The 23,910-nt window shown below is 47.2% G+C and carries 24 protein-coding genes and 1 pseudogene; 11 read left to right on the top strand and 14 right to left on the bottom strand.

Features of this window, described 5'->3' with window-relative positions; translation table 11 throughout:
- Positions 1-4 precede the first annotated feature (4 nt).
- The gene (locus BC349_RS00670) at positions 5-1,000 is read left to right on the top strand and encodes an ROK family protein (RefSeq protein ID WP_187254824.1); all 996 of its coding nucleotides are present in this window, start codon (positions 5-7) and stop codon (positions 998-1,000) included.
- Between the two features lie 43 nt (positions 1,001-1,043).
- Here BC349_RS00670 and BC349_RS00665 read toward each other — a convergent pair whose 3' ends face one another.
- Genes BC349_RS00665 through BC349_RS00655 form a run of 3 tightly spaced genes read right to left on the bottom strand, consistent with a single transcriptional unit; the run spans position 1,044 to position 3,829 of the window.
- The gene (locus BC349_RS00665) at positions 1,044-2,048 is read right to left on the bottom strand and encodes a phosphodiester glycosidase family protein (protein WP_187254823.1); all 1,005 of its coding nucleotides are present in this window, start codon (positions 2,046-2,048) and stop codon (positions 1,044-1,046) included.
- 10 nt (positions 2,049-2,058) lie between these two features.
- Complete coding sequence (lipA, locus tag BC349_RS00660) at positions 2,059-3,006, bottom strand: lipoyl synthase (RefSeq protein ID WP_187254822.1); 948 nt, start codon at positions 3,004-3,006, stop codon at positions 2,059-2,061.
- Positions 3,007-3,022: 16 nt separating this feature from the next.
- Complete coding sequence (locus BC349_RS00655; RefSeq protein WP_187254821.1) at positions 3,023-3,829, bottom strand: hypothetical protein; 807 nt, start codon at positions 3,827-3,829, stop codon at positions 3,023-3,025.
- Between the two features lie 50 nt (positions 3,830-3,879).
- On the opposite strand from BC349_RS00655, the gene BC349_RS00650 reads away from it, so the two are divergent.
- Positions 3,880-4,284, top strand: a complete 405-nt coding sequence (locus tag BC349_RS00650; RefSeq protein ID WP_187254820.1) for an OsmC family protein — start codon at positions 3,880-3,882, stop codon at positions 4,282-4,284.
- A 54-nt stretch (positions 4,285-4,338) separates the two neighbouring features.
- Here BC349_RS00650 and BC349_RS00645 read toward each other — a convergent pair whose 3' ends face one another.
- Genes BC349_RS00645 through BC349_RS00630 form a run of 4 tightly spaced genes read right to left on the bottom strand, consistent with a single transcriptional unit; the run spans position 4,339 to position 7,749 of the window.
- Positions 4,339-5,601 carry a DUF2851 family protein gene (locus BC349_RS00645; RefSeq protein ID WP_187254819.1) on the bottom strand — a complete coding sequence of 421 codons (1,263 nt, stop codon included), beginning with the start codon at positions 5,599-5,601 and terminating at the stop codon, positions 4,339-4,341.
- A gap of 43 nt (positions 5,602-5,644) precedes the next feature.
- The gene (locus BC349_RS00640; protein WP_187254818.1) at positions 5,645-6,214 is read right to left on the bottom strand and encodes a Maf family protein; all 570 of its coding nucleotides are present in this window, start codon (positions 6,212-6,214) and stop codon (positions 5,645-5,647) included.
- Entirely contained in the window at positions 6,211-7,170 is a 960-nt protein-coding gene (locus BC349_RS00635; RefSeq protein ID WP_187254817.1) for a geranylgeranylglycerol-phosphate geranylgeranyltransferase, read from the bottom strand. Before BC349_RS00635 ends, BC349_RS00640 begins: the two co-directional genes overlap by 4 nt.
- Before the next feature lie 57 nt (positions 7,171-7,227).
- Positions 7,228-7,749, bottom strand: a complete 522-nt coding sequence (locus tag BC349_RS00630) for a KdsC family phosphatase (protein WP_187254816.1) — start codon at positions 7,747-7,749, stop codon at positions 7,228-7,230.
- An 85-nt stretch (positions 7,750-7,834) separates the two neighbouring features.
- Between BC349_RS00630 and BC349_RS00625 the strand changes: the two genes are divergently transcribed.
- The gene (locus BC349_RS00625) at positions 7,835-8,851 is read left to right on the top strand and encodes an SRPBCC family protein (protein WP_187254815.1); all 1,017 of its coding nucleotides are present in this window, start codon (positions 7,835-7,837) and stop codon (positions 8,849-8,851) included.
- A gap of 14 nt (positions 8,852-8,865) precedes the next feature.
- On the opposite strand, the gene BC349_RS00620 is transcribed toward BC349_RS00625, so the two are convergent.
- On the bottom strand, positions 8,866-9,648 hold the full coding sequence (locus tag BC349_RS00620) for a Rossmann-like and DUF2520 domain-containing protein (protein ID WP_187254814.1): 783 nt from the start codon (positions 9,646-9,648) through the stop codon (positions 8,866-8,868).
- A gap of 17 nt (positions 9,649-9,665) precedes the next feature.
- Between BC349_RS00620 and BC349_RS00615 the strand changes: the two genes are divergently transcribed.
- Entirely contained in the window at positions 9,666-10,508 is an 843-nt protein-coding gene (locus tag BC349_RS00615) for an alpha/beta hydrolase (RefSeq protein WP_187254813.1), read from the top strand.
- 12 nt (positions 10,509-10,520) lie between these two features.
- Here BC349_RS00615 and BC349_RS00610 read toward each other — a convergent pair whose 3' ends face one another.
- Together BC349_RS00610 and BC349_RS00605 are read right to left on the bottom strand one after the other, a co-directional pair.
- Positions 10,521-11,186: a protein-L-isoaspartate(D-aspartate) O-methyltransferase gene (locus BC349_RS00610; RefSeq protein ID WP_187254812.1), complete on the bottom strand. Its 666-nt coding sequence runs from the start codon at positions 11,184-11,186 to the stop codon at positions 10,521-10,523.
- 61 nt (positions 11,187-11,247) lie between these two features.
- Positions 11,248-12,972 carry a phospho-sugar mutase gene (locus BC349_RS00605; RefSeq protein WP_187254811.1) on the bottom strand — a complete coding sequence of 575 codons (1,725 nt, stop codon included), beginning with the start codon at positions 12,970-12,972 and terminating at the stop codon, positions 11,248-11,250.
- 120 nt (positions 12,973-13,092) lie between these two features.
- Here BC349_RS00605 and BC349_RS00600 point away from each other — a divergent pair, with 120 nt between their 5' ends.
- The gene (locus tag BC349_RS00600) at positions 13,093-14,040 is read left to right on the top strand and encodes a DUF2279 domain-containing protein (protein ID WP_187254810.1); all 948 of its coding nucleotides are present in this window, start codon (positions 13,093-13,095) and stop codon (positions 14,038-14,040) included.
- Here the strand turns inward: BC349_RS00600 and BC349_RS00595 are convergent, their stop codons facing one another.
- On the bottom strand, positions 14,041-14,544 hold the full coding sequence (locus tag BC349_RS00595; RefSeq protein ID WP_187254809.1) for a phosphoribosyltransferase family protein: 504 nt from the start codon (positions 14,542-14,544) through the stop codon (positions 14,041-14,043).
- Positions 14,545-14,625: 81 nt separating this feature from the next.
- Between BC349_RS00595 and BC349_RS00590 the strand changes: the two genes are divergently transcribed.
- Both BC349_RS00590 and BC349_RS00585 read left to right on the top strand, forming a co-directional pair.
- Complete coding sequence (locus BC349_RS00590; protein WP_187254808.1) at positions 14,626-15,942, top strand: 4Fe-4S dicluster domain-containing protein; 1,317 nt, start codon at positions 14,626-14,628, stop codon at positions 15,940-15,942.
- Between the two features lie 98 nt (positions 15,943-16,040).
- A pseudogene (locus BC349_RS00585) lies at positions 16,041-16,763 on the top strand (SDR family NAD(P)-dependent oxidoreductase).
- A gap of 80 nt (positions 16,764-16,843) precedes the next feature.
- Here the strand turns inward: BC349_RS00585 and BC349_RS00580 are convergent.
- Entirely contained in the window at positions 16,844-17,338 is a 495-nt protein-coding gene (locus BC349_RS00580; protein WP_187254807.1) for a DinB family protein, read from the bottom strand.
- A gap of 97 nt (positions 17,339-17,435) precedes the next feature.
- Here BC349_RS00580 and BC349_RS00575 point away from each other — a divergent pair, with 97 nt between their 5' ends.
- The 4 genes from BC349_RS00575 to BC349_RS00560 all read left to right on the top strand — a co-directional run bounded on the left by BC349_RS00575 (position 17,436) and on the right by BC349_RS00560 (position 22,561).
- Positions 17,436-18,038: an SGNH/GDSL hydrolase family protein gene (locus BC349_RS00575; protein WP_187254806.1), complete on the top strand. Its 603-nt coding sequence runs from the start codon at positions 17,436-17,438 to the stop codon at positions 18,036-18,038.
- 196 nt (positions 18,039-18,234) lie between these two features.
- Entirely contained in the window at positions 18,235-20,535 is a 2,301-nt protein-coding gene (locus BC349_RS00570) for a tetratricopeptide repeat-containing sensor histidine kinase (RefSeq protein WP_187254805.1), read from the top strand.
- Positions 20,532-21,173, top strand: coding sequence for a response regulator (locus BC349_RS00565; protein WP_187254804.1), 642 nt, complete (start codon positions 20,532-20,534; stop codon positions 21,171-21,173). Before BC349_RS00570 ends, BC349_RS00565 begins: the two co-directional genes overlap by 4 nt.
- An 89-nt stretch (positions 21,174-21,262) precedes the next feature.
- The gene (locus BC349_RS00560) at positions 21,263-22,561 is read left to right on the top strand and encodes a hypothetical protein (protein WP_187254803.1); all 1,299 of its coding nucleotides are present in this window, start codon (positions 21,263-21,265) and stop codon (positions 22,559-22,561) included.
- On the opposite strand, the gene BC349_RS00555 is transcribed toward BC349_RS00560, so the two are convergent.
- Positions 22,558-23,592: a HEAT repeat domain-containing protein gene (locus BC349_RS00555; protein WP_187254802.1), complete on the bottom strand. Its 1,035-nt coding sequence runs from the start codon at positions 23,590-23,592 to the stop codon at positions 22,558-22,560. The two genes, BC349_RS00560 and BC349_RS00555, sit on opposite strands and share 4 nt — an antisense overlap.
- Before the next feature lie 48 nt (positions 23,593-23,640).
- Positions 23,641-23,910: a hypothetical protein gene (locus BC349_RS00550; RefSeq protein ID WP_187254801.1), complete on the bottom strand. Its 270-nt coding sequence runs from the start codon at positions 23,908-23,910 to the stop codon at positions 23,641-23,643.

Raw genomic sequence — 23,910 nt, 5'->3', positions numbered from 1 at the left:
TATTATGAGTATGACTAAAATACCTCTTGAATATGCGATTGGTGTTGATATCGGTGGCACCAATACAAAATGCGGGATTGTAAACCGCCGCGGCGAAGTGTTGCAATATGAGCAGCTCTCAACCCCGGAATATGAAACACCGGAAGCTTTTGTGGATGCACTTTGTGTGCGGCTGAACCTGATGATTGATAAAGTCGGAGGAGAAAGCCTGATCAAGGGTATCGGTATCGGGGCACCCAATGGCAACTATTATACAGGCACGATTGAATATGCACCAAATCTTCGCTGGGAAGGTGTGGTTCCCCTGGCTGATATGGTGTCAGAAAGGATGAACCTCCCAACAGCCCTTACCAATGACGCCAATGCGGCGGCGGTGGGAGAAATGCAGTATGGTGCGGCGAAGGGTATGCGTGATTTTATTACCATTACACTGGGAACCGGCGTTGGCAGCGGCATTGTGGCCAACGGCCAACTGATCTATGGTCATGATGGTTTTGCCGGTGAACTGGGACATACCATTATCCGTCCTGGAGGCCGCAAACACTGGTCAACTGAACTATATGGGTCATTGGAAGCCTATGCTTCTGCAACGGGTGTGGTGCTGACCGCAAGGGAAATGCTGCAGGAGCATCCTGAAAAGGATAGCATGTTACGTAAGTACAATCTCGAAGAACTGACCAGCAAGCAAATTTTTGATTGTGCCATGCAGGGGGATGAAATTTCCCAGGATGTTTACCGGTTCACCGGACAGATACTGGGCGAATCCCTGGCCAACTTCGTGATGTTCTCTTCCCCGGAAGCGATCATCCTTTTTGGCGGACTGATAAAGGCAGGCAAACTGATCTTTGATCCTACTATCGAGCATATGGAGAAAAATCTCCTGCCGATCTTCAAGAATAAAGTGAAGGTTATTAAGAGTGACCTTCACGAAGCAGATGCTGCCATCCTCGGTGCCAGCGCGCTGGTATGGGAGATGAAGCAGGGACATGCTTCTTTATAAGGAAATCTAAGTAGTAAGAGGTGGGGAATATTTTTCTCAGCTCTTACTGCTTTCCTTTCACCAAAAACACGGCCGGTACGGCGCGCTGGCCACCTTTATCCGACGGCCTGATTGTTTCCTTACCGTTGATGAGCATTGTAGAGCTGCCGCCACCATCCAGGTTCATGGCTTCTTCACAGCCGAGCGACTGAAATAGTTCCGCAAATTCCGACAGGGTGGCACCAGTTGCAATTCCCGGGTTTCTTCCCTCCACCACCATAACAATAAGTTTTCCATCCTTCGTATAACCGATACCGGTTCTGGGGTGTGCATCATTGATGGCTTTTCCGGCGAATTTCATTTCCTCATTATTGGTTATCCTGATCTGGCCATTCTGCACCAGCACAGGCCCCCCGCCCAACGCAGTTTGCATGCGCCATTTCCTGAGTTGGCGTCCTTTACCTTTGTGCGAAAAGATTGTGGAATATTCGTCTGCCCTTTTTTTGGTGAATGTGGGAAAACTGTCCTTCGGAGCCGCAACAGGTAACTGCAATGCATATACGTGTTTACGGCTGCTGTCAGTAAATGTCCAGGCTATATCCGCTGTCCTGTTACGCCTGATGCCCAGTGCAGATCCATATGGATGATGATACATCAGGGAATCTTTCCCCCTGGCGCGAATGGTCTGAATATTATAAGCCAGAATCTTTTTGCGGTTAAACACCAGGTTCAGGTTGCGGTTGGTCTGAAAGGAAAAAAAACTGGTGTTGACCACCAGGGCGGGATGCCCCAGCTTTTCATAAAACTGCGACGGGGTTAATCGCCTGTTCTCACTGGTGTCATTGGAAAACCACAAGCTGCGGTTGCCGAGGTCTGCTTCCGCATAATATGCCCGGAAAGGTTTGCCATTTAATTGCCCTTCCGATTGGTATAAGCTGAGGCCCGCCGGCATGGGGCCATAGCCGGAATCAACCTTCACCCACCTGAATTGTGCGGTCAACGGGGAACTGACAAATAAAAAGCCTGCAAAAAATAAAAGGCCGGTAAAGGCCTTTGAGAAATGGAACATTTTTAAAACTTTATTTTGACAGGTAAATTTCGCTGTTGGCTTTTTCCTGCAGCCATTTTTCCTTGCCATAACCCGGAATCACATGCCTTTCAGAGTGATAGGAGGAACGAACCAGTGGGCCGCTTTCAACATAATCAAGCCCCAGGTTATACCCTGCCTCCCGGTATTCTGCAAATTCATCGGGATGTACAAAGCGGTCGACCGGCAGGTGTTTTTTGGTCGGCTGCAGGTACTGCCCGATGGTTACCACGTCTACCCCGTTGTCGCGAAGATCTGCCAGGGTGCGCATTACTTCTTCCTTTGTTTCACCGAGTCCCAGCATGATGCCCGATTTTACCCGCATGCCACCTTCTTTCAAGGTCCTTAATACTTCCATACTGCGCCAGTATTTGGCTTGTATCCTTACTTTTTTGGTGAGTCTTTCAACGGTTTCAATATTGTGTGAAACCACTTCAGGGGCGGCATCAATAACGCGCTGTACCTGGTCCCTGAACCCCCTGAAATCGGGGATCAGTGTTTCCAGGGTGGTATCGGGATTGAGTTGTTTCACTGCCCTGATGGTATTGTACCAGATGGTGGAACCCCCATCTTTCAGTTCATCCCGGTCAACTGAGGTGATTACGGCATGTTTTACTTTCATCAGGAAGATGGCTTCCGCCACCCGCTGGGGTTCATCCCAGTCAACAGGGTCCGGCCTGCCGGTGGCTACGGCACAAAAACCACAGCTGCGGGTACAGGTATTGCCCAGGATCATAAAAGTGGCCGTACCTTCTCCCCAGCATTCGCCCATATTCGGGCAATTACCACTTTCGCAGATGGTATGAAGTTTATGTGTATCGACCAGGGACCTTACGTGCTTATAGCTCTCCCCTGTAGGTAATTTAACACGGAGCCAATTGGGCTTTTTGATTTTGGATTCACTATCCTTTAAGGCTGAAACAACGGGTAATTCCTGCATAATCCACAAAATTACATTACTTCCGCTTACCAAAGAGCAGGGATACGTATGCGTTGAAAAAGAGGTTTCTTTCCTTGTTTTTAATCATTTGCTGCACTTTACCGCTGTAATATTCAACATTTACCCCGGCTTCGATGGCAGATACCACTTCATTAAAGCGGCCGTAATCAAACCTCAGCGCAGTTTTCAGGTGGGCGCCGGGGTTTAGCTGCATTTCTCCCCAGCCAACAGTAAACCCGGAGGCACCCAGATAGGTGTACTGGTTGAGTTTTTCCTCAATATCTGCGAATTTTACCCTTACCCCTTCATTGGTGGTACGGTCCTGGGCATCTACATAATAAGGTTTTTCAATTCCCAGCGCCACCCCACCGGCCCAGAGAGCTGAAACCGACACCCCGTTCTTATTCGATTTTCCGCCGATCAGGTATTGCTGGCCATATGATCCCTTGAGCTGGTAGAAATTGTTCGCCTTGCCGAATATGTACTGGTTCACATTACCTGTAAAAAAGTCAAAGCTTCCCGCGTCCTTTTCTTCTTTGGGATGCTTCTTTTCGTTGAATTCTATCTGTATAATCCGAGTTTTCCGGGGGGTGATGAACTTGCCTTTTTCAAATGACATTCCCCATCCGTCAGAGTTTAATTTGAATCCGAATATATTATGCTTATTGAAAATAAGTTCTCCTTCCTCTTCCATTTTTATGAGGGCATTGATCCTTTCCTTCTTTTCCGATTTTTTATCCTTTCGTTTGGAGGATGGATTTGTTTGGGCCCAGGTCATGGATGTGATCACAATTCCGAGCGACAGTAACAGTATTTTTTTCACGGTCATGATTTTAGATAGCAGCTTGCGTAAATTTATGCAAAAATAACAGCATGACAGCATCAGTTGTTTACGAAGGGCATTTGCGTTGTAAGGCAACCCATAACCAGAGTGGTACTACTATTGAAACCGATGCGCCTACGGATAACCGTGGTAAGGGAGAGCGTTTTTCTCCTACCGATATGGTTTGCGTGGCGCTTGGAACCTGCGCTATTACTACAATGGGTATCAAAGCCCAGGATATGAATATTGAACTGGCGGGAACAACAATTGACATCCAGAAACACATGGTAAGTGACCCGCGCCGGATCGGAAAAATAGAAGTTGTTATACGTTTTCCAAAAACGTTAAACCTAAGTGAAAAAGACATGACCATTCTTGAAAGGGTTGGGAACACCTGCCCGGTTTTCAAAAGTCTTTCCTCTGATATGGAGGTTGACCTGAAATATGAGTGGTAATCTTCACGGACCGGTTTGTTTTTTCCACCCGTCGGGTACCACCCGACGGGTGATTCAGGAACGGTTCAGCAGGAATTTTCCGATCTCGCAATCAAGGCAGCGTTTGGCAGTGCAATAGCATTTTTTCAGTTCTGTCATTGCCTGGCTTTCTGCAGCATTGATTATTTCCACACCTGCCCTTTCCCAACCCCGTAAAAGGCTGTTCTGTTCAGCCGTAATCTGTTCCAGCCAGGAAACAGCCCTTTGCTGCAACAGGCTTTGGTGCTGGCGCAGTCCGGCTGCATACACCAATGGCACAATGGCATTGATGATAAGTTGATGGCCCATCTCCTGCCCGATGTGTTTTGGCTGGTAAGGCGTAGCTTCCTGAAGGGTATAATGATAATGCCAGAAATCATTGGCTGTAATGTCGAGCAGATTTTCAAGCTCCCGTAACCCGGTTGTTTCAATCATCCTCTGGTGCAATTGTCCGCCCCTGTGCAGCAGCATAGCCAGCTGTGCCAGCCTCACTTCGGGGAAGGCTGCCGGCCTCATCCTGAGTTTCTGCACGCGGCCGTGCACCTGGCGGAGGGAATATTTTTCCCTGAGGTATTGAAATTCCCGCTGCAATAACTGCACGTACGGGTCACTGTTGGATTCATCCAGCAGGTTGGCCTGGCCCAATAACAGGGCCTCAAGCTGAATCACCTGGTTCCTGTGCCTTGCCAGCTGTTTAATAGAAATGCTTCTGGCCACCTGCTCAAAAAACGCTCCATTGACCGGTCCGCCAAAATGCCTGGCCGTCCACCACCAGTGGCATTCCTCCCAATGGTTGCGGGCTTCTTTCAGCAGGTCCAGTACCATGGCTGCTTTGCGGCGAAGGCGCTGGTGCAGCAGGTCTTTTTTCCAGTGTAACCACAGGTCCCGCGGAACATCTTCCACCAGGTGCTGACAGGCGATGGCAGATGCCTGCATCATCAGGTCTGAATAGCGCGACAGCATGATGGAGGGAACACGGTTTTGCAGGACCAATGTTGGAAGGCTCCGCGACAGTTCCGGCGTATCATCCTCCCAAACAACATGCAGGATGATATTCCTGTAATTAGGGTCCTGTTCATGACGGTGCTGATACCAGTGTGAGCTTTTTGTATGAAGTTCAATATTGCCTGCCCAGAAAGTTCCATCCAGTAATATACGGGCATTGGTGAAGTCGGGTCCCTGGTTGGTATTGAAACTGCCGCCATCCTGGATAATCAGTTTTTCGCCTGTTACGGTTAACAATTCTGAAGCGTTGAAATATTTTTCCTGCCAGATGAATTGTAAGAGTCGCTCCTGCATTTTTTATTGGTAAAATATTGCAGGGGATCACCCGGGTCAAGGGTTAAAACACCCAATTCGTCAACGCTTTGACCACACGGCTTACAGGCAGTCCCATCACGTTGTAAAAATCACCTTCAATAGATTTGATCCCCACAACCCCGATCCATTCCTGAATGGCGTAGGCCCCGGCTTTATCAAATGGCTGGTATTTGTCAACATAAAAGCTTACCTGTTCATATGTTAGCGGATGGAATTCAACACTGGTGATATCTGAAAATGCCAGTTCATGTTTTCCTTTTCGCATAACCACTCCCGTTATTACCTGGTGACTTTGCCCTGAAAGCTGCATCAGTATGCGGATGGCGTCTTCACGGTCAACGGGTTTGCCAATGATCTGGTTTCCAAGCACAACAACCGTGTCGGCTGCCAGCACCAGGAGGTCATGGCTCAGTTCTTCCTGCACTACTTCGGCTTTATGGCGGGCTATATGCACCGGGATATCCTCTATGGGGAGGTGGTCCGGAAAGGTTTCATCAGTTGGTCTTACGATTATATCAAAGGGGATTTCTGCCCATTCAAGAAGCTGTTTGCGACGGGGTGATTGTGAAGCCAGTACTATTCTTTCCATCATAGGTACCATTTAAAAAAGATCATTGAAAGGATGCCTGCCAGCATTACCCATTTTATCCTGATACTGAGCCGGTGGTAGTCTGCCGTGGATGTAGCTCTCTGCAGCCCGGTAAAAATTCCGGTCAATGGGTAAACGACGGCGGCAAGGGAAAACAGTGAACCCATCCACCAGCCCTGCAGTAACCCGTATATCTGCACAATCAGCAATGCTGCCCCAAGGACAACTATCCAAACGGAAACGAAAATCCGGGTGACTGGGATACCCCACACAATGGGCATGGTCCGGCAACCATAGCGCGCATCCCCCTCGCGGTCCTCCATGTCCTTGACCACTTCCCTGATGAGCGAAATAATAAAGGCAAAGCTGCTGTAAATGATGGTGAATTTGAATACCGATTTGATCAGTTCCCTGTAATGTGGTTCATCAAGCCGGGTTACGCTGAGTTCAGCAAAATAGATTACAAGGATGACCCATGCCGTCAGCAGGGAGATAAGGACATTCCCGATCAGCAATTGCTTTTTGAAAGTCGTGGAATATAGCCATAACAATAACGCACAACCGAAATTGGCAAATCCTATTACCGGGTTCCTGAGTTTCCAGGAAAGGTAGAATGCGATGGTTATGCCGGTTACTGATAAGAACAGGTGCCAGAAGATGGCCCAGCGACGCCGGATGATCCGTTGTATCACAATGGCGTCGGGTTTATTAACCTGGTCGATATTAAGGTCGAAATAGTCGTTGATGATATAACCGGCCGCAGCAATGCAAACGGAGGAAAGCACCAGGAGCCAGAAAAATCGGGGGATTAGTTTAACCGGTGCATACCAGGAAAGGAAATCGAGTCCGGGATTCATCGCAGGCATCAGGATACAGGTATAAAACAACACCTGGGTAATGATGATGAAAAAGATATTTGGCCATCTGATGAGTCGTAAAAATGCACCGATTAGTTTCAAGCCGGATGAATTGATCTGCTAAATTATAAAAAACGATTGCTAAACAAAATCCACCTGTCATTTACTGGAAACGGAGGTGTCTATACTCCAGTCGCCCCGCAGTTTCATCACTTTTTCGATGACTTCCCGCACGCAGCCTTCCCCGCCATTCAGCGGACTGATATACTGGGCGATATGCCTGATTTCTGGTGCGGCATCAGCTGGGGCGCAGCCGAGCCCTACAATTTTCATGACATTATAATCGGGGATATCATCACCCATATAAAGCATTTCCTGAAAGTGCAGGCCATTTGAATCCCTGTATTGCTCCAGCAGATCAGATTTGTTTTCAACTTTCAGGTACACGTCGGTCACCCCCAGTTTGCGTAACCTTTCTTTTACGGCCTCGGAGTTCCCACCAGAAATCACCAGCACCCGGTAACCTTTTTTGATGGCCAGCTGAAGGGCATACCCATCCTTGATATTCATCCGCCTGACCATCTGTCCGTCATCGTATATCCATAGCGTGCCATCGGTCAGCACGCCATCAATATCAAATATGAATGTGGAAATGTTTTTGAATTGTTCGAGCAACGACATAATTAAGTCAAAAATAACTATTGGTGTACCAAATTGTGCAGGTATGTAAAAGATTTTCCTACTTTAACAGTCCTAAAACCATCACATGAAAAGGGTAATCAGGGTATTGTTATGGATAGCCGCAATTGTCGGTATCCTCCTTATTATCGGCGCGTTCTTACCGGGTACCGTTTCCGTTTCAAGGTCAGTCAGCATCAATGCACCGGTCTCCACTGTATATAATGTGCTGAGTGAATTGAAGACGTACAATCACTGGATGCCCTGGAACCAGAAAGACACCGCCATGAAGCAGGAATACAGTCCGGTTACCCGCGGGAAAGGCGCATGGTATAAATGGGAAAGCAAACACCCCGAAGTTGGCAATGGGAAACTCACCATTTCCGACGCGATTCCGGATAAATGGGTTAATACCAGCCTGGAGTTTGAAGGTTTTGACCAGCCATCGGCTGGTGGCTGGGAATTGACAGAAGCAAACGGGAAGACCACCGTTACCTGGAAAATGGATGCTGCAATGGGTCATAATCCGGTAAACCGCTGGATGGGATTGTTTTTTGACCGGATGATCGGTCCTGATTTTGAGAAAGGGCTGGCACAGCTCAGGCAAAAAATTGAAAATGGCACATTGAAGGGTGAGGAGGCCCGTATGACCATTGAAGAGATAACTGTGCCCGCATTCCAGGTGTTAACCATTATGGATACTGCTACCGTTATGGGGGATATTGGCCCGAAACTGCAAAAAGCCTATGGGGAGATCAGCGACTTCCTGTTGAAGCAGAATCTTGACATGGCCGGTATGCCGATGTCCTGGTATTATACCGAAAAAGAACCATTTGTACTGGAAGCTGCCATCCCGGTAAAATCACTTCCTTCAGCAACAACAGGCCGGGTTAAGTTTCGCAAATTGCCTGCTGGGAAAGCGGTGATTGTACATTTTTATGGCCCGTATGAAGAAACCGGGCTGGCGTATGACCGTATACGTGAGTGGCTCACTGCCAACAACAAAAAAGCATCAGGCGCCCCTTATGATATTTATGTGGATGACCCCTCCACGAAAAAATCGATGTATGATGTAAGGACTGATATAGTTCAGTCGATAGAATAGTTGGTGAGGATTTTTCACCCCATTGCCCCCGTCTCCTGTATTCCTGCGGTCATCCTGCTGTACAAATCCTGCCAGTCAGCATGGCCTTCCAGTAGCTGCAGGTGCCGGTTGATGGTATGGTCATCATGCCTGATGGCAGGTCCGGTCTGCCATTGGAATGGATCAGGGCAGGTCCCGGGTTGTTGGCTTAAACGCAGGCCTGTTTCATGTATCAGGGGATAGAGCAAAGCGAAATCAAGCTGGTTTTCCCGGCAGATACGGAAGGCAATGCTGTAGAGGTAGTTGGCAAAATTATTCACCCATACGGCAGCGAGATGCATTTTCAGCCTTTGTGCATCGGTGCTTACCTGGAAAGATGCGTTCAGGGAAGCCAGCAGGTTTTTTAAGAGTTGCAGACCTGCTTCACGGGAGGCATTGATGAGAAAAGGTATCTGGCCTGTCGCTGGTTGTTTTCCCCTCAGGCTTTGAAGGGGGTACAACACTCCATAATTCTCTGAGATACCGGATAATACATCCGCCGGAACAGAACCTGCCGTATGGAAAATCCATTTACCAGGCAGTCGCAGGTGTTGCTGCAATTCGGGTAATGCATTGTCTGTAATGGCGGCCAGGTAAAGGTGTGCGTCCTGACGAATGGTGCTGAAGCTGGTTGTGAAACTGCTGCCCAGCAGGGTGGCGAGTTCATCGGCGCGATGTTCATTTCTTCCCACCACCTGCACCACCCGATGACCTGCATTCTTTAGCTGTATGCCCAGAACTTTTGCCACATTCCCGGTACCTATTATTACAATATTCATGACGTACATTTGAGGGCATGAAAATAGCACAAAAGCTGGCGCTGAATTACCTGCGGGCAAAGCTGAATTTTACGGGTGTTTTTTCCAAACGTAAAGCGGCCGAAATGGCCTTTGAGATTTTCAGTACACCTTTCCGGCGTTCCAAAAAAAAGGAAGCACCGGTTTTTGAAAAGGCAGATCGGTTATATGTACAGGTGGAGGGCTACCGGGTGGCGGTTTACCGCTGGAACAAGGGCGGAATAAAAAAAGTGATGATCCTTCACGGTTTCGAATCCTCTTCGCGGAATTTTGACCGTTATATCGTGCCGCTGGTCAAAAAGGGCTACGAGGTCATTGCTGCTGATGCACCGGCCCATGGCGCTTCAGAAGGGCGGCAGATTGTTTTACCCCTATATATAAAAACAATTGCTACTGTTTATAATGAGTTTGGGCCCGTTGATAGTTTTATGGCGCATTCTTTTGGCGGACTGGCCATTACCCATTTCCTGGAAAACATCCAGCACAGTGACCATACAAGGGTTGCTTTGATCGCACCGGCAACTGAAACCAGGTCTGCCATCAATTCTCTTTTCAAAATGCTGCAGCTCGACGAAAAAGTACGGGAAGAATTCGAGCAGATCATTCTCGAGAAGGGAGGGGTTACCGCAGATTATTATTCCATTCCCCGGGCATTGAACCAGATCCATGCGCAGATTCTGTGGATCCACGACGAAGATGATGATGTTACCCCGTTAAAGGATGTAAAGCCCATCATTAAAAAATCACCACCCAATATCGAGTTCATGATCACAAAAGAACTGGGGCACCGTAAAATTTACCGGGAAAATAAAGTGGTTAAAAAAGTAATTGAATTTCTGTAAGCAGATATTCTCTTATTTTCCCGCTCCTTCCTTTCCTTCCAGCATGGGAACAAAGGAAAAATCCGCAAATATTTCTTCACTATAGGTGCCGTCTGCCAACTTGGTAAGGCGCAACATCCGCTGTATGGCACCCTCTCCCACCGGTATTACCATCTTTCCGCCGGTTTTCAATTGGGCGATCAGTTTTTCAGGTATAAATGGGGCCGCTGCCGTAATGATTATTTTATCAAATTGTGCGAAGGTTGGCAATCCTTCAAATCCATCACCATAAAAGAATTTGATGTTGGGATATTTTTTTAGGTAGGCGAACCGCTTGTTATTCTCGAAAAGGGCTTTTTGCCTTTCGATGGTAAAGACCTGTGCGCCTATTTCTGCCAGTACGCTGGCCTGGTAGGCACTGCCTGTACCGATTTCCAGTACTTTGTCAAATGGCTTGATTTCCAGTAACTGTGTCTGGTATGCAACGGTGTATGGCTGGGAAATTGTTTGTCCGACGGCAATAGGGAAAGCCTTGTCTTCATAGGCTTTTTCGTCAAAGGCAGAGTCGAGGAAATAATGCCTGGGAATGGTGTTGATGGCTTCCAGCACCCGCTCATCCGTAATGCCTTTTTCTTTTAAAAGGTCAACCAGTTTCTTTCGCAATCCCTTGTGCCGGTATGTATCTTCAAACGTTCTCATAAGCAGGCGCAAGATAAAGTTGTCTGGCATCTTTCTGAAAAAAAGATGCCAGACAACCAGATTACAATTTCATGTCACTGATAATTCCTTTGATCCTCGCATCCATTTCAGCTTCGGCTGATTGAAAGGATGCCGCATCGGGCAATACAGTATTTACGCTGAAATAAAACTTGATCTTAGGCTCAGTTCCGCTGGGGCGGGCAGAGATCTTGGAATCATCTTCCAGGATGAACTGCAACACATTGCTCTTGGGTAATTCGATGCTCCACTCCTCGCCAGTCTGCAGGTTTCGGCCTTTCCTCAGATCATAATCAAGCAGCATCACCACCGGTGATCCGTTGATTGATTTGGGCGGATTGCTGCGATAGCCTTCCATCATGGCAGCAATCTGCTGCTGACCATCCATACCTTTTTTGGTGATGGAGATCAGGTGTTCTTTATAATAGCCATACTGAACATAGAGGTCGATCAGTTTCTGGTAGAGGCTGCGGCCCTTGTCTTTTTCGTAAGCTGCCATTTCGCAAAGCAGGGCAACGGCACTTATGGCATCCTTATCACGGATCTGGGAACCGATCATCAGTCCGTAGCTTTCCTCACCACCTACCACATAATTTTCCTTTCCTTCCTTTTCTTTGATGAGTTCTGCAATCCATTTAAAACCGGTGAGTACGTTGTAGCAATTGATTTCGTTCTGCCTGGCGATTTCATCGATCAGGTCCGTAGTTACGATGGTTTTTACCACCATGTCATTGGCTTGGGCGAGACCTTTGGCCTTCCGGGCCTCGATCATATAATTGAAAGCCAGCACAGCGGTCTGGTTGCCATTCATGAGGACCCAGTTGCCATTGTTGTCTTTCACGCCAATGCCTACACGGTCTGCATCAGGGTCGGTTCCAAGGAGAATATCGGCGTCGATTTCTTTTGCCTTTTTAAGGCCATAAGCCATGGCGTCAGCTTCTTCCGGATTGGGATAGCCAACCGTCGGAAAATTGCCATCCGGCTCGCTCTGTTCTTCCACGATGGTCACATTGGTGAAACCAAAGGTCTTCAATACCTGCGGAACGAGTTTGATACCGGTACCATGAATGGGCGTGTAGACAATCCTGAGGTCTTTCTGCCTTTCGATAACATCGGGATATACGCTGAGGCTCCTGACCATTTTAATGTATGCCTCATCAATTTCAGATCCGATGAGGGTGATATTGCTTTCGCCACCAGACCATTTCACTTCATCAACGGAGGCAATTTTCTCCACTTCGATAATCACATTTTTGTCGTGTGGCGGAACCAGTTGCCCGCCATCGTTCCAGTAGGCCTTATATCCGTTGTATTCTTTCGGGTTGTGCGATGCCGTGCAGACAACGCCCGCCTGACATCCGTAATGACGAATGGTGAAACTCAGTTCCGGCGTGGGTCTCAGGGCCTCGAAGAGGTAAACTTTTATACCATTGGAGGCAAAAACGCTGGCCGTGGTTTCGGCAAAGAAACGACTGTTGTTGCGACTGTCGTGGGCGATGGCCACTTTTATTTCGGCGTTTCCATAGGTTTGCTTCAGGTAGTTGGCAAATCCCTGGGTTGCCATCCCAACCGTATATTTATTCATCCTGTTGGAACCCACACCCATGATCCCACGAAGTCCGCCGGTACCAAATTCAAGGTTGCGGTAAAAGGAATCGGCGAGTTCTGCAGGGTTATTCTTTGCTAATTGCTCGATGGTTTCCTTGGTGGCGCTGTCGTAATTGCCATTCAGCCATTGGTTCACTTTTGCTTGAATCGTTGCTTCCATTTTTTCAGGTTTAAATCAGCGTTGAAGATATACATTTTCAGTTTTTAATTTGTTTGTTAGCTCAAAACGTATTTTTGTTTTTCTGAAACTATTCTATTTGTGCAAATTTCCGGGAATTTATTGCGGTTATTAATTTTTGCCGGCTGGGTGTTTGCCGGTATCGGTCCTGCAAGGGGGCAGGATAGTATTTCGCTTAAAACCGGTGACCTGATGATTCAGGTTGATTCAGTAAAGGGTCGCCCCTGGTTAGTTGCCGGCGCCCATGCTGCCGCCTGGGCTGGAACTTTTATCGCACTTAATAAAGCCTGGTACGAAGGCTATGACAAGGCGGAGTTTCACAGTTTCAATGATGGCCGGGAATGGAACCAGATGGATAAAGCAGGCCATATATGGACCACCTACCAGTTGGGTCGGGCTTCAGGCGCAACCTGGAAATGGGCCGGACTGCCCCGCAAATCTGCCATCTGGCTTGGCGGAGCAAGTGCTGTCGCTTTCCAGAGTATTATTGAAATACAGGATGGTTATTCGGTAAAATGGGGGTTCAGTTGGTGGGATATGGCTGCCAATATTACAGGAGCCGGCGCTTATGTAGCACAGGAACTGGGCTGGAAGGAACAGAGGATTCAAATAAAAATGGGCTACTGGCCTCACAGATACCCTGCCGAATTCCTGCAACGACGCAATGAACTCTTTGGTGCCGGCAATCTGGAGCGAATACTGAAGGATTATAACAGCCAGGCCTACTGGCTGAGTGTCAACCTGTACAGTTTTTTCCCGGAGAGCCGCCTGCCGGAATGGTTGAATATTTCGCTTGGATACAGCAGCGATCTGATGCTGGGAGGCATGGAAAACAGATGGACAAACGGTGACGGACAGGTGATAGACCGATCTGACATAAAAAGGGTCAGGAAATATTACCTGTCGGCAGACCTGGACCTAACCCGGATACCTACCCGCAGTAAATTTCTCAGGTCGGTATTTTTTGCCATTAATGCGATAAAGATTCCCGCCCCGGCCATTGAATTTAATTCCAGCGGGAAATTCAGGCTGCATGCGCTTCACCATTGATTACTCCATGTATGCGCCGGTAATGGTGTTCCCTTCCACTTCCACATAAATATGTTCCTGCACCGTTGTGGCAATGCTGATGCCAACATAATCTGCTTTCACCGGGAAGGCCTTATGCGTCCTTTCCACCAGTGTGACGATCTGTATCATCCTGGGATGCCCTTCCAGGAAGGGTTTCAGTGCGTATAAAAGGGTCTTTCCACTATTGGTAACGTCATCCACCAATATGATGGTTCGTCCATTGAAATCCATCTGCCGGCTGAGTTCTATCTCACCCGGATTCCTTTTGTCCAGCCCTATTTCGATTATTTCAGTTTGTATGGATGCAATAGCCTTTAATTGTTCGCACAATATCCGGGCCATCACTACCCCATTGTCTTTTATGCCTGCAAGAATTACAGGAGTGTTTTCGCCCACCAGTTCCTCCGCCATTTCATAGGCCATCCTTTCCAGCTTCCTGGCGGCTGTGGCTGCATCCAGTATATACTTTCTTTCGGTATTCATACTCGCTTTTGAAGGCGAAAAATTACAACAAAACATTGAGCCAATACGAAAACGCTTAATTTAGTCGCACAATAATGCTTTATGCCATACCTGCAACAAATTGCTTTTGTATTGTTGGCCGTTGCCGCTACCTGGTTTTTCTCAAAAAAAGTAAAAGAGATCCGGCGGAATATCCTGTTAGGCAAAAATGAAGATTATTCTGACCAGCCGGGTGCCCGCTGGAATAATGTGGTACTGCTGGCTTTTGGCCAGAAAAAGATGTTCAAAAATCCACTGGTGGCGGTAATGCATTTTGTGGTTTATGCCGGTTTTATCATTATCAATATTGAAGTGCTGGAAATACTGCTGGACGGTATCCTGGGTACTCATCGACTTTTCAGTGGTTTGCTTGGTCAGGGGTTTTATTCTTTCCTGATCAATGCTTTTGAGTGGCTGGCCCTGGGAGTGCTGATATTCTGTATCGTATTCCTGGTTCGAAGGAATATACTAAAACTGAAAAGATTCGTTAGTCACGACCTTGATGGCTGGCCCCGCAGCGATGCCAATTATATTCTTCTCACAGAGATCATTCTGATGAGTCTTTTCCTGGTCATGAATGCCGCAGATACCACGCTGCAATCCCGTGGTGTGGGCCATTATGCGGAACACCTGACGGGTGATTTTTCTGTTTCAGTGATTATTAAACCACTGTTTGCTGCAATGCCTGATGGTACGATCATAGCTATAGAACGTGTGGCATGGTGGCTGCATATTGCCGGTATCTTTGCCTTCCTGAATTATCTCCCCTATTCCAAGCACCTGCATATTTTACTGGCTTTCCCCAATGCCTATTATGCGCGACTTGAATCGCAGGGGAAAATGAGGAATATGCCTGCCATCCAGAAGGAGGTATTGTATGCCATGCAGCCGGAACTGGCTCCTACGGAAGCGGGCGAAACACCCTCATTCGGGGCGAAGGATGTAACAGACCTGAGCTGGCGCAACCTGCTGGATGCGTATAGTTGTACGGAATGTGGCAGATGCACAGCTTCCTGTCCGGCCAACATTACCGGTAAAAAATTGTCCCCGCGCAAGATTATGATGGATACCCGCGACCGCCTCGAGGAAGTTGGTCGGGTGATTAATACAAAAGGCAGTTTTCAAGCCGACGGCAAGACCTTGCTGCATGATTATATTTCCGTTGAAGAGCTTCGGGCCTGTACCACCTGCAACGCCTGTGTGGAGGCCTGTCCGGTAAGCATCAGTCCCCTTGAGATCATTCTCGAGCTCCGTCGTTCACTGGTGATGGAAGAAAGCAATGCCCCCCAGGAATGGAACAGCATGTTTTCCAACGTGGAAAACAATTTCGCCCCCTGGAAATTCAGTCCGGATGACCGCGACGCGTGGTTAAGCGTCTGACGTGCGTCTGACGTACGTCAGACGCACGTCAGACGGGTACCCCTAATTTTGGACAAAACACAAGGCAATGAAATCATTAACAGGTAAAGTGGCCCATTGTGACCGGGGCAGGCTCCGGTATCGGTCGGGAAGTTGCCCTTATATATGCTGCGGAAGGTGCCAAAGTGGTGGTTTCTGATATGAACGTGCCGGGTGCGCAGGAAGCTGTTTCTCAAATCATCCAGAATGGTGGGAAGGCCATTTTGGTTAAGGCCAACGCGGCCAATGCAGAAGATCATAAATAGTTGGTTGACCAAACCCTCGCGAAATATCGCGCGCTTCACATTGCCTGCAACAATGCCGGTATTGGCGGACCACTGGCACCAACAAGAGAATACCCGATTGACGGTTGGGAAAAAGTAATTGGCATCAATCTTTCCGGCGTGTCTTATGGAATGAGATACCAGACACCTGCCATGCTTGCCACAGGAGGCGGTGCTATTGTAAACATCGATTCGATGCTGGGACAGGCAGGAACAAAATCAGCTCCGGCTTATGTGGCGTCAAAACATAGTGTGGTCGGACTGACAAAGGCGGCCGCATTGGAATATGCCACACAAAACATCAGGATCAACAGTGTTGGTCCGGGTTATATAAAAACTCCCCTGGTAACCAATACCCTTGATGCCGCCACCCTGAAAGTAATCGAGGGGATGCATCCGATGGGAAGGTTGGGAAGTATCACAGAAATAGCAGAACTGGTACAATGGCTAAGTTCGGAGAAGGCATCCTTTGTAACAGGTGCTTACTATAATGCTGATGGCGGTTACCTGGCTCAATAAATCCCTTGCCCCGAACATCTGCAAAATAATGAAAGGGAACCTCTTTCGGGGCGCCCTTCCATTTAATATATCCTTACCGGTTATGCTTCATCCGCTGATGGTCCGTACATTCCTGGTACCGGTACATCCAGTAAACGCAGATACACGGATAACTGCCCGCGGTGGTGAATAATATGATTAAATACCATGCTGCGTAACACCACCACTTTAGGGAGGGTGAAGATCACATGACTTCCATTGCGGAGAGTCCAGGGCTGCATCAATATTTCATCGGTGGCATTTTGGAGGCTTTCTATACATGCTTTCCTGTTATGCTCAAACAGGTCTAAGAGGTCTTTCAGGGTATTAATGGCAGGGGGCGAATAGTTCATGGTGGCGAAATCCAGCTCATTGGCATTCACTGTAAAACCTGCCCAGCCTGCCATTTCAGCGATATGCCTGGCCAGTGTTACCAGGTCATAAGACTTGTCGTGCGGCTTCCAGCTGAATTTTTCAACTGGCACCCTTTCCAGCATCTTTCTGGTGTTATCGCTTTCCTGCTGGAATTCCGCGATCATTGCGCTATTCATTGCCATAAAAAAATTTTCAGAAAGCTACAACTTAAGCGCCAGAATGGGTTTAGCGGATGTATGAAATCTTTTATAAATCCTGATCTTTGGAAAAACCTGAATAATGGCTTTACTGACCTACCTGGCCCTGGGCGATTCCTATACCATTGGTGAGCAGGTACCCTTGTTCGAAAGTTTCCCCTTCCGGCTTGTACAGTTGCTGCGAGAATCGGGCAGTCAATATACTGCTCCCGAGATCATTGCAAAAACTGGCTGGACAACCGATGAACTAAAGCAGCAAATTGACCATACCCTGTTACTTCCAAAATATGACCTGGTAACCTTGCTGATCGGCGTAAATAATCAATACCGGGGACGTACAGCCGAAAATTACAGAAACGAGTTTGTCTCACTACTGAAACAGGCAATAGGTTTTGCCGGAAACAGGCCCGAAGCTGTGGTGGTGGTATCCATTCCTGACTGGGGAGTTACTCCTTTTGCCGAAGGCCGCGACCGGCAGCAGATCAGCAGACATATCGACCAGTTTAATGCCATCAACCGGGAAGAAGCGGGTCGACTTGGTGCTAAATATGCCGAAATCACCAAAAGCTCCCGCGAAGCTGCCACCGACCCCGAACTGCTGGCAGCTGATGGCCTTCATCCTTCAGGCAAGGATTATGCCCGTTGGGCAGCAGCTATTGCTGAATTACTGTCTGTTCCAGCCTGACCTTCATATATCCGGTAATTGGGTCTGATGTATAATAAGAAATCACGGTCCGACCGCATTTTTTCTAAATCAGCATAACCGGCCCAGGCACTCCAGTTGAATACACTGTTCAGGCCGCCAGGTTTTTGGAAACCGGATTAAAAAAGGGCTGTTAAAACCTGTACATTTGATTGCATTGTATCAAACTGGCTGATGAATGAAAAAATGGATTTGGTATTTCATGCTGGTAATACCTTCCTGGTTAACCGCCCAGCAAAATAATCCCGACAGTCTGTACCGTATCATTGCGCAGGGCAGGATTGACAGTAATTACCTGGGTGCGCTCACGATTATGGCTGAAAGGTATCGTTTTTCCAAACCGGATTCAGCCATCTGGTATGCCCGGAAACTGATTAACCTGCCTGTTGTAAAAGGTAACACCCGTTGGCTGGCACAGGCTAATAACAGTTTGGGATATGCGTATTATGTGAAAGGTGAATACTATCGGGCCATCAGGTCATTTCAGGATTATTATATCCAGGCCTCCCTCCTTTCGGACAAGAGCAATATGGCACATGCCATCAATAATCAGGGAAATGTATGGATTGAACTGGGGGATTACAACAAGGCAATGCTATGTTACCGGGATGCTTTACAAATCCGCCAGCAGTCAGGTGATCGTTATGGGATCGCCCATAGTTTTACCAATCTTGGTTACCTGTATAAAGACATTGGCGATTATGAAAAAGCCATCAGTAATTTCCTTTTTGCGCTGGATGAGTTTGAAAAACTCGGTGCGCGACCACAGATTGCCAGTATTTATAATTACCTGGGCATTGTTTATCAGCGGAAAAACGAATTGCAGCAGGCCGTGGATAATCACCAGAGAGCCTACATGATCCAGCAGAATTTGAATGATGCCAATGGTATGGGTATCAGTTTGCAAAGTCTGGCCCTGGCCTTCAGCGATATGAAGCAGTTTGACAAAGCTGTTGAATATTACAATCGTTCCATTGAATTGTACCAGCAGAATAATGACCTCAGGCAGGTGGCCCTCGCTTATGCTAACCTGGGGGATCTGTATAACCGTAAGCATAATTATGACCTTGCCAGGCAAAGTTTTGATATGGCTATTGCCATCAATCAGCAGATTGGTAACCAGCGGAATATGGCCTCTGCCTGGCTGGGGGCTGCTGTGGCTGCCATTCAGACCGATCGGCTTGCAGAGGCGGCTGCCTTCCTGGATAGTGCGGGGCAGGTTGTGCGTTTCACTAATAAGCGGCAGGATAAAAAAAGTTACTACCAGGTACTGTCTGATTACTATATCAGCAAAGGAAACGCTGATTCAGCCCTGGCCGCCTTTAAAAATTACAGCCGGGAAAAAGACAGCATCCTGAATGATGAGAATATTCGTTCCATGGCCAATATGCAGGTGAAGTATGAAACGGAGAAAAAACAATTGGCCATTGATCTGCTCAGCAAAAGTGACTCTCTCAAATCTCTGGAAATAATTGCCCAGAAACTGACACTGGAAAGAAATCTCTTTGAGCTGACCAGGAGGCAGCTTGCACTGGCAGAAGCAAGTCTGACCATAGCGCGGGATTCGATTTTGCTGCAGGCACAGTATGAAAGAATCCTGCGCCAGCAAATGGATTCAGGAAAAAAGGAAGAAAGAATACTGGGACTGAAAAAGCAAGGCATGATACAGGACCTGGAAATCAGCAACAAACAGTTGACCATCAGCCGAAAAAACAATACCATTTTGTTGATTTCTTTCCTGTCCGTGATGGCTTTGTTGCTGACCTGGTTGCTTTATCGCCGTTACCAGCAGAAACAACAGTATAAAATGGAGCTTGAACTTCTCCGGCAGAAGGAGTACGCGGCCAGGTCGGTATTGGATGCTGAAGAAAAGGAACGACGACGTATAGCCGAAGACCTGCACGATAGCGTAGGTCAGATGATGAGTGCTGCAAAAATGAATTTATCTGCACTCGAAGATACCATCAGTTTCAGCAATGAAGAACAAAGGGCGATCTTTGGAAAGGCGATCAGGATGGTGGACGATTCCTGCCGTGAAGTTCGCACAGTTTCCCATCTAATGATGCCTGCTGCACTGGAGAAATCCGGACTGGTGGCGGCTTTAAGGGAACTGACCGATGAGGTCAGCCAGCCCGGACTCAGGATTAATTTTCATGCTGACGGGATGGCAGGGAAAAAGAATAGTAATATTGAAATAGTTTTATACCGGGTCATTCAGGAAGCGGTAAACAATGTGTTGAAACACGCCGGTGCAACATTGCTGGATATCTCCCTGATCAGGGATGAAGACGGCATAGCTGTTACCATTGAAGACAATGGAAAAGGGTTTAACCCGGCGTTGATCCATGGTTCAGAAGGCATCGGCCTGGGTAATATCAGGTCGAGGGTTGAATACCTGAAAGGTTCACTGGATATTGATTCCACACCCGGAAAAGGCACCCTGCTGGCCATCCATATTCCTAAAACCGAGAAGTCATGAACAAAACAAAAATAAGGCTGGCAATAGTTGATGATCACCGGATCGTGATTGATGGATTGAAATCCCTTCTGCATGGACATGAATCATTTCAGGTGGTGGTGGAGACTGATAAGCCGGTGGAAATGCTGCAGCATTTGCGAACCACGCCTGTTGATATTTTACTGACAGATATTATGATGCCTGTGATGAATGGAGCTGAACTGGCAAGAAAGACCAGACAGTTGTATCCGCAGGTTAAAGTACTGGCGCTTTCTATGTCGGGCCAGGGAAATCAGGTGAACCAGTTGGTGGAGGATACGGAAATATCTGGTTATGTTTTGAAGAATATAGGGAAGGCGGAACTGATCAGGGCATTGGAGAAAATAGCCAGTGGGGGTGTTTATTTCAGTGAGGAGGTGATCCGGGAAATGCAGAAGGCGAAGTCGGGGCAAAAAGAAATAGAAGAAATCAACCTTACGGCCAGGGAGATCGAAATCATCCGGCTAATCGAAAAAGAAAAGAGTAATAAGGAGATCGCTGAATCGCTCTTTATCAGTGAACGTACGGTGGAAACGCACCGGAAAAATATCTTCCGGAAAACAAAAACGGCCAGTCTTATAGGCCTGGTGAAATTTGCGTATGAACATGGCTTGATTTGAAGCTGCTTTCCCATTGAGTTAAAAAAATACGTACTGGTGGGTATTTGATACGTGGCGTTGGTAAACTTGCTTTGTATCAAAATCCAGCAATGAAAAAATTGGTTCATTTAGTCCTCTGTCCTGCCCTGTTTGTGACTTTCGGTTGCAGTAAATCAACCGATTCCCCGGGTTCTGATGCCGGTTCCGCCGGCAATTCCAAAACAGAAGAGTACAAAAATTTTTATGCTGCTAATGGGGCGGAACTGGTATCCTGCTTGTATTATTTCAACAGTGATGACCTGAATAAACGGATGTTTCATACTGAAAGAATCACGGAGAGAAATGGTATCATTCATTATATCTCAAAACAATACCTGACAGTTGCTGCTCAGCCAACAACATATTATGGCAAGGCTGATAAGTTGAGTATCGACACGGAAAAAGAACCCATGAGCGTTAAGGCAACCAACCAGGTATTCAGTTTTTCAACAGCAAAAGCGTATAACAGCTACAATGAATTTGACTATGATGCCCAGGGAAACCTGATGATCATTCCCTACCAACCTTCATTTAGTTTTTTTCCTGAATATCATGGGGGTGTTTTTGCCGGATACTACAATGCACAGTCGGGTAATGTGATGGGAGAAAAAAAGCGTGAAATCGGAACTGCCACGCGTGGCTATTTGAGAAAGGTAGGAAATGAACTGTTGTTTGTAGACATTACCAGGATAAAAGGATACCGCGATAATGATACTGCCTGGGATCCGATAAATATGCCTGCCATTCCTTTTGGACCCGCTGCCCAACCAAAAACCTTTGATTTTGAAACCCTGGGTACGAATACCGGTTATTTTGCGTGGACCTCTTCCGGAGGCTGGGCGCTCACCGGTGATATTTACGTGATGACCTATGCCAACAGCAGTTTTGGAGCAATGGCTAAAATATCTGGTGCACCGGTTGGACATTTTGCGGGGATAGATGGCAATTTTACCATTCAATTGTACAGGAATCCAAACGAGGCAGATAACCCCTATGTAGTGCTCAGGACTAATTCCAAATTCCATATTTATACATTCATCAAATCAACCAATTCTATCCAGGAAGTTGCTGTAATACCAGCACCCGTATCCCTGAGTTTCAATAACAGTACAAGGTGGGGAGCATGCCATGAAATAGAGGATATTGATTTTGCTTTCACCGGTAACAATATTTACATGTTTGCACTTCATAGCAAATTATATAAAGTTGTGAATAGCCAGTTCCAGGAGATTATTCCCGATTGCATTGGAAAAGCCGCAGATAGGCCAGGAATCGGTGATATAGAAGGCGGTACGAAAGGATTGTACATGGCCATCAACCGGAATATCAGCAACAAATTTCAAACTGATATCGTGCTGCTAAAAAATTAACGCGAAGCCTGCTTAAGTTGCCTGATACAATTCTCCCGGAATTCTGCCCTGTTGGCTGAATAAAAAGCCCCCTCGATAATTTTGTCGGGGTAACCAGCCGTTCTTCCCAGTAAGGTATAAGCCATGATAGCATGCCCTTCTGTTTTCCAGTTGCTCATTTCTTTAAGTGAAGTAAATGATTCGTGTTTCATTTCATTGAGAATTGCCTGATCCAGGTCGGAAGTTAAGGCCAGGAGAATAGCCATGCCTTTGTTTCGGTCGGTCCAGGGTAATGCCGAAAGCATCTTAATAAATGGGCCGGCCGGGATGATGATTTTCGTGTCCGGATCTTGTTTGGCATAGGCTGCAATGATAGCCAGAGCCCTGGTGGCATTGTTACGAACGATTTCATCACTGTCTTCGATGGCACATATCAGATCGTTGGTGATTTCATTTTTGTTGCTGGCATATCCCAGCACCTGGGCCGCGATGGCCCGGTGTGAAGCATTACCGGAATTGTGCAGCACATACCTGAGTACCGGCCTGAATTGTTCGGCATGCTGCAGGAAAATTTGCTGTAATTGGCGGGCGGGCTCATACCTCATCATTGCGTGTCCTTCAGATCGATCTTCTTCAACCTGCCCTTTCCGGATGGCTTCGAACAGGGTATCCATGAACCGGTTATAATTGTCCACTATTTCATCTGGCAGCAAAACATCCAGATCCGGAGCCTGTAGGTAACTGTTATGGGCAACCGTTTCCCTTGTGATGCCAACAAAGGCCGTCCACCCTTCTTTTTCATTACAACAAACGAAGCTAATATGGCCATCTTTTACACCGGGAATGGATTTGAGTTTTTCAATAATCCGTGTTTTGTCGATGTTTTCAGGCTCAACCAGATTGCCTTCCCGGAAGGGCAGTAGATTCAGGATCGACGAGTCGGGAAGGTCGTTTCCTTTTCCGTACAGGTCAATAATGGTGATTTTACCCTGCTGGGTGAAACCTGCAAGACAATAGAGAAAAAGGATTGAAATAATAGCACTTTTTTTCATACGGAAAATTATTCGCGTCTGACGTACGTCAGACGCACGTCAGACGCGTTAGGCCTGCTCATTGTGGTCAACATGTGATAATATCGGAAGTATATGCGAAACCCCGTTTTCCTTTGATGCGCCGGATATCAGCGTAATTTTTAAGGGTTCCTGATGTTCCCTTACAGCAAGGGCCTGCAATACAACCTTACTATTACCGGCCTTTGTAAATCCGCTGGCGCCAACCACCATTTTATCCTTAAACAACTGGACTGCTGTTTCCACACCAACAACTTCAGCATGAAGGGAAGCAAGCTTAATTCTGGAAAGATCAATCAT

The organism is Flavihumibacter stibioxidans, assembly GCF_014332695.1.
GTDB lineage: Bacteria > Bacteroidota > Bacteroidia > Chitinophagales > Chitinophagaceae > Flavihumibacter > Flavihumibacter stibioxidans.
The sequence above is the reverse complement of the archived record's forward strand: the minus strand, read 5'-3'. Positions and strand labels throughout refer to the sequence as shown.

Bases quoted from the DNA above. Each gene is read 5' to 3' on its own strand.
- BC349_RS00610 (WP_187254812.1), bottom strand. From the start codon at position 11,186: ATGAGAACGTTTGAAGATACATACCGGCACAAGGGATTGCGAAAGAAA.
- BC349_RS00645 (WP_187254819.1), bottom strand. From the start codon at position 5,601: ATGCAGGAGCGACTCTTACAATTCATCTGGCAGGAAAAATATTTCAAC.
- BC349_RS00650 (WP_187254820.1), top strand. From the start codon at position 3,880: ATGACAGCATCAGTTGTTTACGAAGGGCATTTGCGTTGTAAGGCAACC.
- BC349_RS00560 (WP_187254803.1), top strand. From the start codon at position 21,263: ATGAAAAAATTGGTTCATTTAGTCCTCTGTCCTGCCCTGTTTGTGACT.
- BC349_RS00570 (WP_187254805.1), top strand. From the start codon at position 18,235: ATGAAAAAATGGATTTGGTATTTCATGCTGGTAATACCTTCCTGGTTA.
- BC349_RS00605 (WP_187254811.1), bottom strand. From the start codon at position 12,972: ATGGAAGCAACGATTCAAGCAAAAGTGAACCAATGGCTGAATGGCAAT.
- BC349_RS00595 (WP_187254809.1), bottom strand. From the start codon at position 14,544: ATGAATACCGAAAGAAAGTATATACTGGATGCAGCCACAGCCGCCAGG.
- BC349_RS00625 (WP_187254815.1), top strand. From the start codon at position 7,835: ATGAAAAGGGTAATCAGGGTATTGTTATGGATAGCCGCAATTGTCGGT.
- BC349_RS00550 (WP_187254801.1), bottom strand. From the start codon at position 23,910: ATGATTGATCTTTCCAGAATTAAGCTTGCTTCCCTTCATGCTGAAGTT.
- BC349_RS00590 (WP_187254808.1), top strand. From the start codon at position 14,626: ATGCCATACCTGCAACAAATTGCTTTTGTATTGTTGGCCGTTGCCGCT.
- BC349_RS00670 (WP_187254824.1), top strand. From the start codon at position 5: ATGAGTATGACTAAAATACCTCTTGAATATGCGATTGGTGTTGATATC.
- BC349_RS00555 (WP_187254802.1), bottom strand. From the start codon at position 23,592: ATGAAAAAAAGTGCTATTATTTCAATCCTTTTTCTCTATTGTCTTGCA.
- BC349_RS00640 (WP_187254818.1), bottom strand. From the start codon at position 6,214: ATGATGGAAAGAATAGTACTGGCTTCACAATCACCCCGTCGCAAACAG.
- BC349_RS00630 (WP_187254816.1), bottom strand. From the start codon at position 7,749: ATGTCGTTGCTCGAACAATTCAAAAACATTTCCACATTCATATTTGAT.
- BC349_RS00575 (WP_187254806.1), top strand. From the start codon at position 17,436: ATGGCTTTACTGACCTACCTGGCCCTGGGCGATTCCTATACCATTGGT.
- BC349_RS00615 (WP_187254813.1), top strand. From the start codon at position 9,666: ATGAAAATAGCACAAAAGCTGGCGCTGAATTACCTGCGGGCAAAGCTG.
- BC349_RS00580 (WP_187254807.1), bottom strand. From the start codon at position 17,338: ATGGCAATGAATAGCGCAATGATCGCGGAATTCCAGCAGGAAAGCGAT.
- BC349_RS00565 (WP_187254804.1), top strand. From the start codon at position 20,532: ATGAACAAAACAAAAATAAGGCTGGCAATAGTTGATGATCACCGGATC.
- BC349_RS00620 (WP_187254814.1), bottom strand. From the start codon at position 9,648: ATGAATATTGTAATAATAGGTACCGGGAATGTGGCAAAAGTTCTGGGC.
- BC349_RS00665 (WP_187254823.1), bottom strand. From the start codon at position 2,048: ATGTTCCATTTCTCAAAGGCCTTTACCGGCCTTTTATTTTTTGCAGGC.
- lipA (WP_187254822.1), bottom strand. From the start codon at position 3,006: ATGCAGGAATTACCCGTTGTTTCAGCCTTAAAGGATAGTGAATCCAAA.